The organism is Pseudomonas trivialis (assembly GCF_036864995.1).
Lineage (GTDB): Bacteria > Pseudomonadota > Gammaproteobacteria > Pseudomonadales > Pseudomonadaceae > Aquipseudomonas > Aquipseudomonas trivialis.
Window position 1 is genome coordinate 3,572,927 of sequence record NZ_CP142151.1, and the last position, 17,365, is coordinate 3,590,291.

Consider the following 17,365-nt stretch of genomic DNA (forward strand, 5'->3'; position numbering starts at 1 on the left):
TTTGTGGCGGGTAAAGCCCCTTTCAAGGCCACCGCAAAAACAATGTGGGAGGGGCAAGCCCCTCCCACAGTTGATTGCATTCCAGGCTGAATCGCTGCGGACTCAGCCGCGCTCAGGCTGGAAGCGCGTCACGAAGCCCTTCAGGTTCTGCTGACGATCCAGCAAGTCCCGCAGGCGATCCGCCTCGGCTCGCTCGATCAGCGGCCCGATAAATACGCGGTTCTTGCCATCGGCACTGCGGATATAGGCGTTGTAACCCTGGCTGCGCAGTTTTTTCTGCAAGGCGTCGGCACCTTCGCGATTGCCAAGGCTGGCCACCTGAATTGACCAACTGATGGGCAGGCCATTGGGGTCGATACGACTCTGCCCCACATCCGGCTTGCCCGGCGTTGCCGGTTGCGGTGTAACCGGCTTGGGCGCAGGTGTCGGTGTAGCGGGCTTGGCCGCCACCGCAGGCGCTGGCTTGACCACCGGCACGCTCTGTTGCACGGGCGCTGACGGCGCAGCAGCAGGCTCGTCGACGGGCACCGGCTCATCTTCGGGCAATGCCTGCGGCTCGGGCACCACCACCGGCTCGACCTGCACCTGAGGCACGGCGGGCGCCTGGGGGGCTGCCGGGGCTTCGACGACTACCTGGCGCTGTTCGTCCTGGCGGGAAAACAGCATCGGCAGGAAAATCACCGCCAACGCCACCAGCACCAGCGCTCCGACCATTCGCTGCTTGTATGCGCTATCCAGTAATGCCATGTGCAGCTTCCTCCGTGGGGCGCCGGGCCAACCACTCAAGCGCCTCGGCAACACAATAAAATGATCCGAACAACAGAATCTCGTCCTCGGTCGTTGCCACCGCACATTGCGCCTCGAGGGCTGCGGTCAGGCTTGCATACGACGCCACGCGCGCACCAAGGTTCTGCAAGGCCAGTTCCAACTCCGCCGCCGGTCGACTGCGCGGCGTATCCAGCGGCGCCACCGCCCACGCCTGGACACTGTCGAGCAACGGCGCAACCACGCCATCGAGGTCCTTGTCAGCCAACAGACCGAATACGGCGAGTCGTCGCCCCTGCGGCGGCGTGCGCGCCAGGCGCTGCGCCAGGTACTGCGCCGCATGGGGATTGTGCCCCACATCCAGCAGCAGGTTCAGACGCTTGCCCTGCCACTCGACTGCACGACGATCCAGACGCCCCACGACCCTGGTCGCCAGCAATGTCGCGGCAATCTGCGCAGCATCCCATGGCAGGTCCAGCAACAGATAGGCCTGCAGCGCAAGCGCGGCATTTTCCATCGGCAGGTTCAACAGCGGCAAATCGTGCAGCTCAACCGTTTGGCCGCGCGCATCGCGCCCGCGCCACTGCCAGTGCTGCTCGCCGATGTCGAGGCTGAACTCGCGACCGCGCAGGAAGAACGGACATTCCAGCTCACGCACCTTGTCGAGCAAGGGCTGCGGCGGATCCAGATCGCCGCACAGTGCGGGCTTGAGCGCTCGGAAGATACCGGCCTTTTCGTAGGCCACCGATTCGCGGGTATCGCCCAGGTATTCGACATGGTCAACGCCAATGCTGGTCACCAGCGCCAGGTCGGCATCCACCACGTTGACCGTGTCCAGGCGCCCGCCCAGGCCCACTTCCAGCACGACCACATCCAGTTGCGCACGCTCGAACAGCCAGAACGCCGCCAGGGTGCCCATCTCGAAGTAGGTCAGGGAGATTTCGCCACGTCCGGCATCGAGTGCGGCGAACGCTTCACAGAGTTGCTCATCGGTGGCTTCGAGCCCGTTGAGCTGCACCCGCTCGTTGTAACGCAGCAGGTGCGGAGAACTGTAGACGCCGACGCTCAGGCCTTGAGCCTGAAGCAGCGCCGCGACAAAGGCGCAGGTCGAGCCTTTGCCGTTGGTGCCGGTCACCGTGATCACACGCGGCGCCGGCCGGCCCAACCCGAGGCGGGTCGCTACCTGTTGCGAGCGTTCCAGGCCCATGTCGATGGCGGACGGATGCAACTGCTCAAGGTAGGCGAGCCATTCGCCCAGGGTACGTTGGGTCATAGGTTTGCAGGCACCGGCGGCACGACGATCGGTTCGATTTTAGGCGCGACGTACACCGGTGTCGGCAGCCCCATCATTTGTGCCAGCAGGTTGCCCAGGCGTGGACGCAGCTCGCCGCGCGGGATAATCAAATCGATTGCACCGTGCTCCAGCAGGAATTCGCTGCGCTGGAAGCCTTCCGGCAGCTTTTCGCGCACGGTCTGCTCGATCACGCGAGGGCCGGCAAAGCCGATCAGGGCCTTGGGCTCGCCGACGATCACGTCGCCGAGCATGGCCAGGCTGGCGGAAACACCGCCGTAGACCGGGTCGGTCAGCACGGAGATAAACGGAATGCCTTCTTCACGCAGACGCGCCAGCACCGCAGAGGTCTTGGCCATTTGCATCAGGGAAATCAGAGCTTCCTGCATGCGCGCGCCACCCGAGGCGGCGAAGCAGATCATCGGGCAACGGTTTTCGAGGGCATAGTTGGCGGCGCGTACAAAACGCTCACCGACGATGGCACCCATGGAGCCGCCCATGAAGGAAAATTCAAACGCCGACACCACCACCGGCATGCCCAGCAGCTTGCCACTGACGGAAATCAGCGCGTCTTTCTCGCCGGTCTGCTTCTGCGCAGCGGTGAGGCGGTCCTTGTACTTCTTGCCGTCGCGGAACTTGAGACGGTCGACCGGCTCCAGATCAGCGCCCAGTTCGTTACGACCGTCGGCGTCGAGGAAGATGTCGATGCGCGCGCGCGCGCCGATGCGCATGTGGTGATTGCACTTGGGGCAAACGTCCAGGGTCTTTTCCAGCTCCGGGCGGTACAGCACCGCGTCGCAGGAAGGGCACTTGTGCCACAGACCTTCAGGAACCGAGCTTTTCTTCACCTCGGAACGCATGATCGAAGGGATCAGTTTGTCTACTAACCAGTTGCTCATGCTTTCTTTCTCCAGTACCGGTGGCTTGAACACAGCCCCGCGTATGCCCTTGAGCTAAATTCATGTGTGGCGATGACGCGGGCGGGACGGGGTCAGACGTTCGACCAGCCATTTCCCATCCGCATCCTCAGCCTTCCAGACAACCTGCCTGTGCAGGGTTGCCACTTCGTTCTCGGCCCTCCCGCAGGCGGCGCCGATGCTGCGTTACACAGTGGTAGTTACTGACGGCGGCAGACTGCCAGCCGTCACATCGCGCGCACGGCCTGCATGAATGCGCGAATCTTGTGGTGATCCTTGATGCCCTTGCTCTGCTCTACTCCGCCGCTCACATCCACGGCATACGGCCGAACCTGTTCGATGGCCGCCGCGACATTGGCGCAGTTCAAGCCACCGGCAAGGATGATCGGCTTGCTCAACCCTTCGGGGATCAACGACCAGTCGAACGCTTCACCCGTGCCGCCCGGGACGCCTTCGACGTAGGTGTCCAGCAGGATCCCGCGAGCGCCCGCATAAGTGGCACAGGCGGCGGCAATGTCATCACCGGCCTTGACCCGCAGCGCCTTGATATACGGGCGTTGATAGCTTTCGCATTCGTCGGGGCTTTCGTCGCCGTGAAACTGCAGCATATCCAGAGGCACCGCATCGAGGGTCTCGTTAAGCTCGCAGCGGCTGGCATTCACGAACAGCCCCACGGTGGTGACAAACGGTGGCAGCCCGGCAATGATCGCCCGCGCCTGCAACACGTTCACCGCCCGCGGGCTTTTGGCATAGAACACCAGACCAATGGCATCCGCCCCCGCCTCGACTGCCGCCAGCGCGTCTTCCATGCGGGTAATCCCGCAAATTTTGCTGCGAACGGCTGGCATGTCTTGGAAACCTCAGGGATTGCACCGAGAAAGTCCCGGATGGTAACAAAAGCTTTTCCGGGCGTCAGCCGCCAAGTTCGCTGAAACCTGTGAGGAAGTGTGGCCCGATGAAGCGCTGCGGCAACTCGAACTCGTCGCGGTACTCCACGCCCACCAGATACAGACCAAACGGATGGGCCGTCACGCCGCCCGTGCGGCGAACACGGCTTTCCAGCACCTCCCGGGCCCATTCCACCGGACGCTCGCCGGTGCCGATGGTCATCAGAACGCCCGCAATGTTGCGCACCATATGGTGCAGGAACGCCCCGGCGCGAATATCCAGCACGATCATCTTGCCGTGCCGGGTGACGCGCAGGTGGTGGACTTCCTTGATCGGTGACTTGGCCTGGCACTGGCCGGCGCGGAATGCGCTGAAATCATGCACGCCCACCAGATGCTGCGCAGCTTGGGCCATGCGCTCGGCATCCAGCGGACGATGGTTCCAGGTGATTTCCTGATTGAGGTGCGCCGGGCGGATCTGGTCGTTATAGATCACATAGCGGTAACGCCGGGCGATGGCCTTGAAACGCGCATGAAAATGCGCAGGCATGACCTTGGCCCAGGTCACGCTGACGTCGTGGGGCAGATTGATATTGGCGCCCATCACCCAAGCCTTCATGGTGCGCTCGGCCTGGGTATCGAAGTGCACCACCTGACCACAGGCGTGCACGCCGGCGTCGGTACGCCCGGCGCACATCAGCGACACTGGCGAGTCGGCGACCTTGGACAGTGCATTTTCCAGAGTTTCCTGCACGGTCAACACACCCGACGCCTGACGCTGCCAGCCGCGGTAGCGCGAGCCCTTGTATTCGACGCCGAGGGCGATGCGGTAAAAGCCTGCGGCCGCCATTTCGGCGGCCGCGTTATCTATGTTTGCCAAGAACTGAGAGCCCGATGAGTTGCGCAAAGGCGCGCATTATAAAGGCGACGGACGAAGCAGGGGCGCTTTTGTTCGCAATGGACGCTCATACAAATGTGGGAGGGGGCAAGCCCTCTCCCACACTTCTCCTGAATCGGGCTTCAGATTCTGCCGAGCATTTCCTTGGCCTCGCTGCGCTGCTCTTCGCTGCCTTCGGTCAGCACTTCGGACAGGATGTCACGTGCGCCATCGGCATCGCCCATGTCGATGTAGGCCTGGGCCAGGTCCAGCTTGGTGGAGACCTCATCGGTGCCCGAAAGAAAGTCGAACTCCGGCTCGTCATCGCCCAGCGCCGCGTCTTCAGCGGTAAAGGTAGGCTCGATCGGCGGATGCTCCAGGCTCTGGGACAGACGATCGAGCTCAGCGTTGACATCATTCAGTTCCGAGGCGAATGCATCCGGCTTGGGCGCCGCTGGCGCTTCAGGCTCATCGGCCAGGGACAGATCGAAGTCTTCCGGCAGCTCGAAGTCATCCACGGCAGTGGGCTTGAGGGTTGGCGGTTCAACGGCCGAGACATCGTTCATCTGGTCTTCAAGACCGGAAAGAAAGTCGTCATCGGCCTGGGAGGACGGCGGATCCAGTTGCAGATCGAAGTCCGAGCCTTCATTCGACGTGGCTTTGTCGTTGGTCTGCTGCTTCAACAGCGATTCAAAAGTGGGCTGATCGGCGCTCACTACCGTGGGCGAAGCGGCTTCCAGCTCATCCAGGCTAAGGTCGAAATCGTCGGCTGCTGCATCGGGCGCGGGCGCAGGCTTTTCTTCGAGCAGGTCCTTGACGTATTGGGCATCGAGCGCCGCAGCTGCAACAGCGGCACTGACGCCCGCCGCGAGTACGGCCATGGCCGGGAAGCGCGATTTGAGCTGTTCGACCTGGGCGTGGTTTTCACCGGTGGCCACCAGTTGACGCTCCTGCGTCACGAACCCGTCCTTATCGTTCTGCAGGCCATAGACTTCCATCAGCTTCAGGCGCAGGTCGCTGCGCTTGGGATCGCGCTTGATCGCTTGCTCAAGCACATCGGCAGCCTGGTTCAAGTGACCACGGTCGATGTGGGACTGTGCTTGTACCAGGGCACCACTGGCGTTGGTCGGGTTGACAGCAGCGGCCAACGGCGAAAGCACCGATGCCACCGTTGGCACAGCTACCGGCTCGACCACGGGTGCCGGGGCGGGGGCCAGCTTGACACTTGGCGGTGCGACTTCCAGGCCATCGAAGCTGTCCGAGGGCAGGTCACGGTCGATGCTCGACGTGAATTCCGCCTCCTCGGCCAGTGCGCGGGCCATGCGCAGGTGCTTTTCTTCTTCAAGCCGGGCATTGCGATGACGCGCCCACAGCAGCAGCAACAACAGCACCAGCAAGCCGGCCGCACCGCCAATGACGCCGAGCACGATGGGATTGGTGAGCAGGTCGTTGAACTTGCCTTCGGTGCTGGCAGGTGTTGCCGCCGGCGTGGCCACCTCGGGTGCAGGCGTTGCAGACGCGGGGGCCGCTGGCGTGGCAGGGGTTTGAGTCGCAGGCGCTTCAGGCGATTCAGCCGCTGAATCCGCAGCCGCCGGGTTAGCAGCAGGATCAGCCGCCAACTGCGCCGGCATCGCTGCCGTCGCCGTGGCCGGCTGACCTTTTTCAGCCTGCAGCCTGGCCAGTTGATCATTCTTCAGTTGGATCAGCTTTTGCAGCTTGTCGAGCTGGCTTTGCAGGTCGGCCGCGCGGCTCTTGAGTTCTTCGTTGTCGCGACGGGTAGTGTCCAGTTGTTCCTGGGTCACGGCCAGCTTTTCGCCCAGGGCCTGGCTGTCGCCGGCGTTGCCCTTGGCGCCCTTGCGCGCGGCTTCGGCAGAGACCAGGCTCAAGGTGTCCTTGGCATCGGTGGTCGCGGCGGCATTGCCCGCCTGGGTGCGGCGGGTGGCGTCCAGTTGCTGCCGGCCGGCGGGCTGATTGGTCGCACTGCGGCGGCCCTGGCGCCAGGCTTCGTTCTGCGCGCGCACCTCGGCAATCGCCTGGGGTTGCGGCAGCGCGGTACTTTGCGTGGCATCGGGCAGGCGCAGGACCTGACCGGTCTTCAAGCGGTTGATGTTGCCATCGATGAACGCATCAGGATTCAACGCCTGAATGGCCAGCATGGTCTGCTGCACCGAGCCGCCATTGCGGTTCTTCTGCGCGATTTCCCACAAGGTGTCGCGGGACGTGGTGGTGTGCTGAGCCGAGGAACGTGCCGCAGCCGGAGCGCTGCCAGCGGGCGCAGACAGACGCGGTGCGGGCGCAGCGGCCGGCGTTTCCTGATCGAACTTGGCCGGGTCGAGCAACACGCTGTAGTCACGCATCAGGCGGCCACTGGGCCACTGCACCTGCAACAGGAAACGTACGTAGGAATCGGGCAACGGCTTGCTGGAGGTGACCCGCACCACGCTGCGACCATTGGGGTTGATCACCGGGGTGAACGTCAGGTCATCGAGAAACGCCTGGCGATCCACGCCCGCATCGACAAAGGCCTGGGAGGACGCCAGGCTCGGCCTGATCTCGGCAGCGGTAAGCCCACCCACATCGAGCAATTCGATGTCCACCGACAGCGGCTGGTTCAGCTTGGACTTGAGGGTCATCTCCCCCAGCTGCAGCGCTTGCGCCATACCGGAAGACAGCGCCGAGGCGGCCGCTATTGCTAACACCAGTTTGCGAACTTGAACCATAGCCTCATCCTTTGTCTGAACACTCCCCGGCCTGCGAGAAGGTTGGTAACCGCTGCCATTAGGCATGGCGAGCCGATAGGTTACCGACGCGCTTCTGTGCCGCTTCCGACCAAGCATAGCGCCTGGTTAGAATCAATCTACAAATTGCCGCCAAGTATCTTTTACACAAGGCGTTTTATCAACAACTGCGCCAACTGCACTGCATTCAGGGCTGCGCCCTTGCGTACGTTATCTGACGTCAGCCACATATTTAGTTCCGCAGGGTCGTCCACGCCTGCGCGAACGCGCCCTGCATACACCACGTCCTGACCCACCGCATCGCCCACAGCGGTGGGGTAATCCCCCTCCTCCACAAGCTCGATACCCGGCGCGGCTTCGAGCGCGCGGTTGACGGCGGCGAGGTCCACCGGCGCCGCCAGTTGCAACGACACCGTGAGGCTGTCGCCAAAGAACACCGGGGCTTGAACGCAGGTGGCGGAAACTTTCAGCGCCGGAGTGTCCAGCACTGAGCGCAGTTCGTGTATCAGACGTTTCTCAAGGTCTGTATGACCTTTCGCATCTGGCTTGCCGACTTGTGCCAACAGGTTAAAAGCCATTTGCCGGTCAAAGAAGGCTGGCTCCAGTGGACGCACATTCAGCAATTCAGCGGTTTGCCGGGCGAGTTCGCTAACGGCTTCGCGGCCCAGGGCCGATACCGCCAGGTTGGCGGTGACGCTGACGCGCTGGATATCCACCAGGCCGCGCAACGGTGCCAGCACCACGGCGAGGTTGGTCGCCGATGGGCTGGGGCTGCTGACCTGGAACGGTTTCTTCAAGCCTTCCAGCACATGAGCATTGGCTTCCGGCACCACAGGCGGCGCCTGTTCGGCCGGCAACGCGCCGGACAGATCGATCACCGCACACCCGGCTGCGGTAGCGCGCGGGGCAAAACCCAGGGTCACCGCCGGCCCTGCGGCAAAGAACGCCAACTGCGCCTTGCTGAAATCGAACTCATCGACTTCCCGCACCCGCACGTTCTTGCCACGAAACGGCACCGACGCACCGGCAGAATTGCTGCCCGCCAGCAGATACAGAGTGCCGACCGGGAATGCCAGCTCTTCGAGAATCTGCACCAGGGTCTCGCCGACGGTGCCGGTGGCGCCGATCACGGCGATTTCAAAGGTCTGGGTCATGGGGGCTGCCTCGGGCATTGCGGGGGGAGCGGCACTTTACCGGGTGGTTGGGGGTGAGGCAATTGGGCTGGGTCTGGTGGTGAAGCTGATGGCGCTATCGCAGGCAAGCCAGCTCCCCCTGTGAAGCTGCGAACACATTCCACTATGGGAGCTGGCTTGCCTGCGATAGGGCCCGAAAGCCCAATAAAAAACCCCGCGCCTGTCACCAGAGCGCGGGGTTTTCAACATCCGACAGCAATCAACGCTCCAGCAGAATCCGCAACATCCGACGCAGCGGCTCGGCCGCGCCCCACAGCAACTGGTCGCCAACGGTGAACGCGCCGAGGAACTGGCTGCCCATGTTGAGCTTGCGCAGACGGCCCACCGGTACATTCAGGGTGCCGGTGACCTTGGTCGGGCTCAGCTCCTGCATGCTGATATCGCGGTTGTTCGGCACCAGCTTGACCCACGGGTTGTGCTGGCTGATCAGCCCTTCGATATCGGCAATCGGCACGTCCTTGTTCAGCTTGATGGTCAACGCCTGGCTGTGGCAGCGCATGGCGCCAATGCGCACGCAGATGCCATCCACCGGGATCGGGCTCTTGAAGCGACCGAGGATCTTGTTGGTCTCGGCCTGGGCCTTCCACTCCTCGCGGCTCTGACCGTTCGGCAGTTCCTTGTCGATCCACGGGATCAGGCTGCCGGCCAATGGCACACCGAAGTTCTCGGTCGGGTAGGCTTCGCTGCGCATGGCGTCGGCCACACGGCGGTCGATATCGAGGATCGCGCTGGCCGGGTCGGCCAGTTGATCGGCGACAGCGGCGTGGGTCGCGCCCATTTGCTTGATCAGTTCACGCATGTTCTGCGCGCCAGCACCGGACGCCGCCTGATAGGTCATGGCGCTCATCCACTCGACCAGACCGGCTTCGAACAGGCCGCCCAGGCCCATCAGCATGAGGCTGACGGTGCAGTTGCCGCCGACGTAGTTTTTGGTGCCGGCGTCCAGTTGCTGGTCGATGACCTTGCGGTTGACCGGATCGAGGATGATCACTGCGTCATCCTGCATGCGCAGGCTCGAGGCAGCGTCGATCCAGTAGCCCTGCCAGCCGGCTTCACGCAGCTTGGGGAAGACTTCACTGGTGTAGTCGCCGCCCTGGCAGGTCAGAATCACGTCGAGGGTTTTCAGCTCTTCAATGCTGTAGGCGTCCTTGAGCGGAGCAATATCCTTGCCCACAGACGGCCCTTGGCCACCCACATTCGAAGTGGTGAAAAACACCGGCTCAATAAGATCGAAATCCTGCTCTTCCAGCATCCGCTGCATGAGCACGGAACCGACCATACCGCGCCAACCGATCAGACCTACACGTTTCATCGCAACTACACCTTGTTCAAAAGTGGGCCGCCTGGCAGCAACAACTGCAAGCGGGCCCGAGAGATTACAGATTCCGCAGCGCGGCGACTACTGCGTCGCCCATTTCTTGCGTCCCGACCCGGGTGCAACCCTGCGACCAGATGTCGCCGGTGCGCAAGCCCTGGTCCAGCACCAGGCTGACGGCCTTCTCGATAGCGTCCGCCGCGTCGCCCAGGTTGAAGCTGTAACGCAGCATCATCGACACCGACAAAATGGTCGCCAGCGGGTTGGCAATGCCCTGCCCCGCGATGTCCGGCGCCGAACCGTGACATGGCTCGTACATGCCTTTGTTATTGGTGTCCAGGGACGCCGACGGCAGCATGCCGATGGAGCCGGTAAGCATCGAGGCCTGGTCGGACAGGATGTCGCCGAACAGGTTGTCGGTGACGATCACGTCAAACTGCTTGGGCGCGCGCACCAGCTGCATGGCGGCATTGTCGACGTACATGTGGCTCAGTTCGACGTCGGGGTAGTCCTTGGCGACTTCTTCGACGATTTCGCGCCACAGTTGGCTGGAGGCCAGTACGTTGGCCTTGTCCACCGAGCAGACCTTCTTGCCACGCACGCGAGCCATGTCGAAACCGACACGGGCGATACGGCGGATTTCGCTCTCGCTGTATGGCAGCGTGTCGTAGGCCTGGCGCTCGCCATTTTCCAGCTCACGCACGCCCCGTGGCGAGCCGAAGTAAATGCCGCCGGTCAGCTCACGCACGATGAGGATATCCAGCCCCGCCACCACTTCCGGCTTGAGGCTCGATGCGTCGGCCAGTTGCGGATAGAGGATCGCCGGGCGCAGGTTGCCGAACAGGCCCAGTTGCGCGCGGATCTTCAGCAGGCCGCGCTCGGGGCGGATGTCGCGTTCGATCTTGTCCCACTTGGGCCCACCCACGGCGCCGAGCAGCACGGCGTCGGCCGCACGGGCGCGGTCCAGGGTTTCGTCGGCCAGGGGCACGCCGTGCTTGTCGATGGCCGCGCCGCCGATCACGTCGTGACTCAGTTCGAAGCCCAGGCTGTACTTGCTGTTGGCCAATTCCAGCACCTTGACCGCTTCGGCCATGATTTCCGGACCGATACCGTCGCCAGGGAGAATCAGAATCTGCTTGCTCATGGGTTCCTCATTTCATCAAGCGACCCGCCCGCAGGCAGGTCGGGAAAATTGATCAGCGTTCGGCCCACACCACCAGCACATCGGTGCTGAAAGTGCCGTCGGCCTGAATCTCGTAGTAATCGCGCACTTCCTGGCCCATCGCCTGTTGCAGCTCGAGGATGGCTGCGCGCAAGGCCGGCGGCGTGCGCATGCGCTCCACCCAGGAGGTGTATTCCAGGCGCAGACGTTGACGGCTGCTGCTGCGTACATGCAAACCGGCTTCGCTGAGCTGGCGCATCCACTCGGCGGCCGAGTAATCACGCACATGGCTGGTGTCACGCAGCACTTCGACGGTTTGCAGGTAAGTGTCCAGCAACGGGCTGCCCGGCGACAACACGTCGACGAACGCCGCCACCCCGCCTGGTTTGAGTACGCGGCGCACTTCGCGCAGGGCCAGGCCGAGGTCGCTCCAGTGGTGGGCCGAATAGCGGCTGAACACGAAGTCGAACTCGCCATCGGCGAAGGGCAGGCGTTCGGCGGCGCCGTGGACGGTGCTGATATTGGTGAAACCGCGATCCTGCGCGGCGGCGGCCACCACGTCGAGCATCTGTTGGGACAGGTCGTAGGCCACCACTTCTTTAACCAGCGGCGCGACGTGAAAACTCACATGCCCGGCGCCGCAGCCCAGGTCCAGCAGGCGTGCAGCGCCTTGCCCGGCCAGTTCGGCCTGCAGCAGCGCGAATTCGCTGCCCTGGGCGTGCACGGCACTGCTCAGGTAGGCCGAGGCTTGCTCGCCGAATTGTTTTTGCACGACTTGGGTGTGGGCGGTGCTGGTCATGGTGGCTTTCCTTGGATTTTGTGGCGGTTGTACTGGCGCTATCGCAGGCAAGCCAGCTCCCGCATTTGGAATGCATTCCAAGGTGGGAGTCGGGCTTGCCCGCGATGGGGCCCGCACGGTTACCGCAAATCAGGCATCACGAAACAACCAGGGCTGGCTCGCCCGATGCTTGCTCTCGAACGCCGCAATCGCATCGCCGTCCTGCAAGGTCAGGCCGATATCGTCCAGGCCATTGATCAGGCAGTGCTTGCGGAACGCGTCCACCTCAAAGTGATACACCTTGCCATCTGGACGAGTCACCGTCTGCGCTGCCAGGTCGACGGTCAACTGGTAACCCTCCTCGGCCTCCACCTGCTTGAACAGCTCGTCCACTTCGGCATCGGTGAGGATGATCGGCAGCAGCCCGTTCTTGAAGCTGTTGTTGAAGAAGATGTCGGCGTAGCTCGGCGCGATGATGCTGCGAAAGCCATATTCTTCCAGGGCCCACGGCGCATGTTCACGGCTGGAGCCGCAACCGAAGTTTTCCCGCGCCAGCAACACGCTGGCGCCCTGATAACGCTCGGCGTTGAGCACGAAATCCTTGTTCAGCGGGCGCTTGGAGTTGTCCTGATAGGCATAGCCCACATCCAGGTAGCGCCACTCGTCGAACAGGTTGGGGCCGAAACCAGTGCGCTTGATCGACTTCAGGAACTGCTTGGGAATGATCTGGTCGGTGTCCACGTTGGCACGGTCCAACGGCGCGACCAGACCTGTGTGTTGGGTAAAAGCTCTCATCAGGAATTCCTCAGATCAATTCGCGAACGTCGATGAAACGACCGTTGACGGCGGCCGCAGCGGCCATGGCCGGGCTGACCAGGTGGGTACGCCCGCCGGCGCCCTGACGGCCTTCGAAGTTACGGTTTGAGGTGGACGCGCAGTGCTCGCCGGATTCCAAACGGTCCGGGTTCATCGCCAGGCACATCGAGCAGCCCGGCTCACGCCATTCAAAACCGGCTTCGAGGAAGATCTTGTCGAGGCCTTCGGCTTCGGCTTGCGCCTTGACCAGGCCCGAGCCCGGCACCACGATCGCTTGCTTGATGGTCGAAGCTACCTTGCGGCCCTTGGCAATCACCGCCGCCGCGCGCAGGTCTTCAATGCGCGAGTTGGTGCAGGAGCCGATGAACACGCGATCCAACTGAATGTCGGTAATCGCCTGGTTGGCTTTCAAACCCATGTACTTCAAGGCGCGCTCGATGGAACCGCGCTTGACCAGGTCGGTTTCCTGCGCCGGGTCCGGCACGTTCTGGTCGACGGCCAGGACCATTTCCGGCGAGGTGCCCCAGCTGACTTGCGGCTTGATCTGCGTGGCGTCCAGCTCGACCACGGTGTCGAACACCGCATCGGCGTCGGAGACCAGGTCTTTCCAGGCCTCGACAGCAGCGTCCCAATCGGCGCCTTGTGGCGCAAACGGACGCCCCTTGACGTACTCGACGGTTTTCTCATCCGCCGCCACCATGCCTACGCGGGCACCGGCTTCGATGGACATGTTGCAGATGGTCATGCGGCCTTCGATGGACAGGTCGCGAATCGCGCTGCCGGCAAACTCGATGGCGTGGCCGTTACCGCCGGCGGTGCCGATCTTGCCGATCACGGCGAGCACGATGTCCTTGGCAGTCACGCCGAACGGCAACGTGCCTTCGACGCGCACCAGCATGTTCTTCATTTTTTTGGCGACCAGGCACTGGGTGGCGAACACGTGCTCCACCTCGGACGTGCCGATGCCATGGGCCAGGGCGCCGAACGCGCCGTGGGTGGATGTGTGGGAGTCACCGCAGACCACGGTCATGCCCGGCAAGGTCGCGCCCTGCTCCGGGCCGATCACGTGGACGATGCCCTGGCGCACGTCATTCATCTTGAATTCGGTGATGCCATATTCGTCGCAGTAGTCGTCGAGGGTCTGCACCTGCAGACGCGACACGGTGTCGGCAATTGCGTCGATGCCACCCTTGCGTTCCGGGGTGGTCGGCACGTTGTGGTCGGGAGTGGCGATGATCGAGTCGACGCGCCAGGGCTTGCGCCCGGCCAGTCGCAGGCCTTCGAACGCTTGGGGCGAGGTCACTTCATGGATGATGTGACGGTCGATGTAGATCAGCGACGATCCATCATCGCGACGTTTCACTTCATGGGAATCCCAAAGCTTGTCGTACAGCGTTTTGCCGGCCATCAGTCGGTCCTCATCAGCGGTGCATCTCTATGCCGGGCTTTTCAATAACCCTTTGGCTTGTGAGGCTGATGGTATGGCGCTACATTAAATAACTCAAATTCATAATTTTTATGCTTTGGATTACCAACTGGAATACCACCATGGACCTGGCCAACCTCAATGCCTTTATCGCCATCGCCGAAAGCGGCAGCTTTTCCGGTGCCGGCGAACGCCTGCACCTGACCCAACCGGCCATCAGCAAACGCATTGCCGGCCTGGAACAGCAATTGAACGTACGGCTGTTCGACCGCCTGGGCCGCGAGGTGGGCCTGACCGAGGCGGGCCGGGCCTTGCTACCGCGCGCCTATCAGATCCTCAATGTGCTGGATGACACCCGCCGCGCCCTCACCAACCTCACCGGCGAAGTGAGCGGGCGCCTCACCCTGGCCACCAGTCACCACATTGGTCTGCATCGCCTGCCGCCGATCCTGCGCGCCTTTACCCGGGAATACCCCCACGTCGCGCTGGATATTCAGTTCCTCGATTCGGAAGTGGCCTACGAAGAAATCCTCCACGGCCGCGCCGAAGTGGCCGTGATCACCCTGGCGCCCGCGCCCCATCATCTGGTGCGCGCCACGCCGGTGTGGGATGACCCGCTGGACTTTGTGGTGGCGCCAGAGCACAGCCTGACCGGCAACGCCCGCGTGAGCCTGGCCGATATCGCACGGCACCCGGCGGTTTTCCCCGGCGGCAATACCTTTACCCATCATATTGTCAGCAAGCTGTTCGGCGCCCAGGGCCTCACGCCCAACATCGCGATGAGCACCAACTACCTGGAAACCATCAAGATGATGGTCTCCATCGGCCTGGCCTGGAGCGTGCTGCCGCGCACCATGCTCGATGATCAGGTGACAAGCATCGCTTTGCCGGGCATACAGCTCAGTCGCCAGCTAGGCTATATCGTGCACACCGAAAGGACGCTGTCGAACGCTGCACGAGCTTTCATGAGCCTGCTGGATGCACAGGTCGATCTGCCAGGGATACCGGCATAACACCGTGCGGCCGTGGGCCTTGAACAAAACCGCACTGTCTGCCCATCGAGCCAAGGCCCTTTGATAATGCACAACCCTGTCGACCCCGAGCACAACACTGCCGAGCAGGCGCTCAAGGACAGCCAGGAGCGCCTTGACCTGGCGCTGGAATCGGCGCAACTGGGCACCTGGGACTGGCACATTCCCACCGGCATGCTCCATGGCTCGGCCCGCGCCGCTCAACTGCATGGTTTGCCGCCCGAGCCCTTCCATGAGCCCTTCGAGGCATTTTTCGAGGGCATGCCCGATTCCGATCGCGACAACATGCGCAGCGCCTACCGCTCTCTGCGCAAAGGCCCGGCCGGCAACTACCAACTGATTTACCGCGTGCCTCTGGAAGACGGCAGCGCGCGCTACCTGGAAAGCCGTGCCCGGCTGTATCGCGACGAACACGGCGCACCGCTGCGCATGGCCGGCACCCTGCTGGACATCACCGACCAGGTCGAGCGCGAACAACAGCTGATTGCCTCCGAGGAAAAATTCGCCAGCGTATTTCATGCCAGCCCCAACGCGATCTCCATCACCGAACGCGACACGGGCCGGTATGTCGAGGTCAATGACGGCTTTTGCCGCCTGACCGGCTACCGCGCCGAGGAGGCCATCGGCCTTACGCTGTACCAGATCGGCATCTGGGCCGATGAAAACCAGCGCTCGGCGTTATTGGCCGAACTCGCGATCAAGGGTCGCATTCATCACCTGGAAATGCTCTGGCACAACCGGCGTGGCGAAGTGCTGTCAGTGGAGGTCTCGGTAGAGCCGATTACCCTCAATGAAACCCCGTGCCTGCTGTTGACCGCGCGGGACGTGAGCCTGCTGAAAAACGCCGAGGCGCAGATCCGCCATCTGGCCTACCACGACCCCCTCACCAACCTGCCCAACCGCGCGCTGCTGATGGACCGCCTGAGCCAGCAGATCGCCCTGCTCAAGCGCCACGACCTGCGTGGCGCGCTGCTGTTTCTCGACCTCGACCATTTCAAGCACATCAACGACTCCCTCGGACACCCGGTGGGCGACACCGTGCTGAAAATGATCACCGCGCGCCTGGAAGCCAGCGTGCGCATGGAAGACACCGTCGCGCGCCTGGGTGGCGATGAGTTCGTGGTGCTGCTCAGTGGCTTGCAAGGTTCACGCACACAGGTCAGCCGACAGGTGCAGGACCTCGCCGAGACGTTGCGCCACTTGCTCTCGGAGCCGATGTTCCTGGACGGCCACCGCCTGCAGGTCACACCGAGCATTGGCGTGGCGTTGATTCCCGACCATGGCTCGACCCCGACCGACCTGCTCAAGCGCGCCGACATTGCGCTGTACCGCGCCAAGGACTCGGGGCGCAACACCACGCAGATGTTTCACAACAGCATGCAGAAAGCCGCCAGCGAACGCCTGCGCATGGAAACCGACCTGCGCCTGGCGCTCGCGCGCGGCGAGTTCAGCGTGCATTACCAGCCCCAGGTGGACGCGCGCGGCAGCCGCATCGTCGGTGCCGAGGCGTTGGTGCGTTGGCAGCATCCGCAACTGGGGGCGCAGTCGCCAGCCGAATTTATCAAGGTATTGGAAGACAGCGGCCTGATCCTCGAGGTGGGTACCTGGATTCTCGATGAGGCCTGCGCAGGTTTTGCGCAACTGATCGCCGACGGCCTGGTGGACCCGTTGAATTTCAGCCTGTGCGTGAACATCAGCCCACGGCAGTTTCGCCAGAACGACTTTGTGGAACGGGTGGAGCACAGCCTCAAGGAGCATGTATTGCCGTTCAGCCTGCTGAAACTGGAAATCACCGAAGGCATTGTGATCCAGAACCTGGACGACACGGTGCTGAAAATGCGCCGCCTGAAAAAGCTCGGCGTGAGCTTTGCCATGGATGACTTCGGCACCGGCTATTCGTCACTGACCTACCTCAAGCGACTGCCGGTAGATGCGCTGAAAATCGACCAGTCGTTCGTGCGCGATGCGACCCACGACCCCAACGACGCCGAGATCATCCGCGCGATCGTGGCGATGGCGCGCAGCCTGAACCTGGAGGTGATCGCAGAGGGCGTGGAAACCCTGGAACAGCTGGCGTTCCTGCAAGGGCTGGGCTGCCACCTGTATCAGGGTTACCTGCACAGCCGGCCGTTACCCATCGAGCGGTTCAGGACGCTGCTGATGTAGCGC

Annotated in this window: 14 protein-coding genes; 2 read left to right on the forward strand and 12 right to left on the reverse strand. The window is 62.8% G+C overall.

Annotated elements, in window-relative coordinates:
• Positions 1–102: 102 nt before the first annotated feature.
• The 12 genes from VRB54_RS15545 to leuC form a co-directional block, all read right to left on the reverse strand.
• Complete coding sequence (locus tag VRB54_RS15545) at positions 103–747, reverse strand: SPOR domain-containing protein (RefSeq protein ID WP_338477898.1); 645 nt, start codon at positions 745–747, stop codon at positions 103–105.
• Positions 731–2,038: a bifunctional tetrahydrofolate synthase/dihydrofolate synthase gene (folC, locus tag VRB54_RS15550; protein ID WP_338477899.1), complete on the reverse strand. Its 1,308-nt coding sequence runs from the start codon at positions 2,036–2,038 to the stop codon at positions 731–733. The genes VRB54_RS15545 and folC overlap by 17 nt, the downstream gene beginning before the upstream one ends.
• Positions 2,035–2,955, reverse strand: a complete 921-nt coding sequence (gene accD / locus VRB54_RS15555) for an acetyl-CoA carboxylase, carboxyltransferase subunit beta (protein ID WP_003234319.1) — start codon at positions 2,953–2,955, stop codon at positions 2,035–2,037. The genes folC and accD overlap by 4 nt, the downstream gene beginning before the upstream one ends.
• Before the next feature lie 245 nt (positions 2,956–3,200).
• On the reverse strand, positions 3,201–3,821 hold the full coding sequence (locus VRB54_RS15560) for a phosphoribosylanthranilate isomerase (protein ID WP_338477900.1): 621 nt from the start codon (positions 3,819–3,821) through the stop codon (positions 3,201–3,203).
• 64 nt (positions 3,822–3,885) lie between these two features.
• Positions 3,886–4,710: a tRNA pseudouridine(38-40) synthase TruA gene (gene truA / locus VRB54_RS15565; RefSeq protein WP_338481117.1), complete on the reverse strand. Its 825-nt coding sequence runs from the start codon at positions 4,708–4,710 to the stop codon at positions 3,886–3,888.
• Positions 4,711–4,880: 170 nt separating this feature from the next.
• Positions 4,881–7,457: a FimV/HubP family polar landmark protein gene (locus VRB54_RS15570; RefSeq protein WP_338477901.1), complete on the reverse strand. Its 2,577-nt coding sequence runs from the start codon at positions 7,455–7,457 to the stop codon at positions 4,881–4,883.
• 161 nt (positions 7,458–7,618) lie between these two features.
• Positions 7,619–8,629 carry an aspartate-semialdehyde dehydrogenase gene (locus VRB54_RS15575; protein WP_338477902.1) on the reverse strand — a complete coding sequence of 337 codons (1,011 nt, stop codon included), beginning with the start codon at positions 8,627–8,629 and terminating at the stop codon, positions 7,619–7,621.
• A 238-nt stretch (positions 8,630–8,867) separates the two neighbouring features.
• Positions 8,868–9,980, reverse strand: coding sequence for an aspartate-semialdehyde dehydrogenase (asd, locus tag VRB54_RS15580; RefSeq protein WP_003234328.1), 1,113 nt, complete (start codon positions 9,978–9,980; stop codon positions 8,868–8,870).
• A gap of 64 nt (positions 9,981–10,044) precedes the next feature.
• Positions 10,045–11,127, reverse strand: a complete 1,083-nt coding sequence (leuB, locus tag VRB54_RS15585) for a 3-isopropylmalate dehydrogenase (protein WP_003234330.1) — start codon at positions 11,125–11,127, stop codon at positions 10,045–10,047.
• 52 nt (positions 11,128–11,179) lie between these two features.
• Complete coding sequence (locus VRB54_RS15590; RefSeq protein WP_338477903.1) at positions 11,180–11,944, reverse strand: class I SAM-dependent methyltransferase; 765 nt, start codon at positions 11,942–11,944, stop codon at positions 11,180–11,182.
• Between the two features lie 129 nt (positions 11,945–12,073).
• Positions 12,074–12,718: a 3-isopropylmalate dehydratase small subunit gene (gene leuD, locus VRB54_RS15595; RefSeq protein ID WP_209983181.1), complete on the reverse strand. Its 645-nt coding sequence runs from the start codon at positions 12,716–12,718 to the stop codon at positions 12,074–12,076.
• Positions 12,719–12,728: 10 nt separating this feature from the next.
• A complete protein-coding gene (gene leuC / locus VRB54_RS15600) occupies positions 12,729–14,147 on the reverse strand; it encodes a 3-isopropylmalate dehydratase large subunit (protein ID WP_209983183.1) in 1,419 nt (472 codons plus the stop codon).
• A gap of 140 nt (positions 14,148–14,287) precedes the next feature.
• Here leuC and VRB54_RS15605 point away from each other — a divergent pair, with 140 nt between their 5' ends.
• Both VRB54_RS15605 and VRB54_RS15610 read left to right on the forward strand, forming a co-directional pair.
• Entirely contained in the window at positions 14,288–15,178 is an 891-nt protein-coding gene (locus VRB54_RS15605) for a LysR family transcriptional regulator (RefSeq protein WP_209983185.1), read from the forward strand.
• A gap of 66 nt (positions 15,179–15,244) precedes the next feature.
• On the forward strand, positions 15,245–17,362 hold the full coding sequence (locus tag VRB54_RS15610; RefSeq protein WP_338477904.1) for a putative bifunctional diguanylate cyclase/phosphodiesterase: 2,118 nt from the start codon (positions 15,245–15,247) through the stop codon (positions 17,360–17,362).
• Positions 17,363–17,365 lie beyond the last annotated feature (3 nt).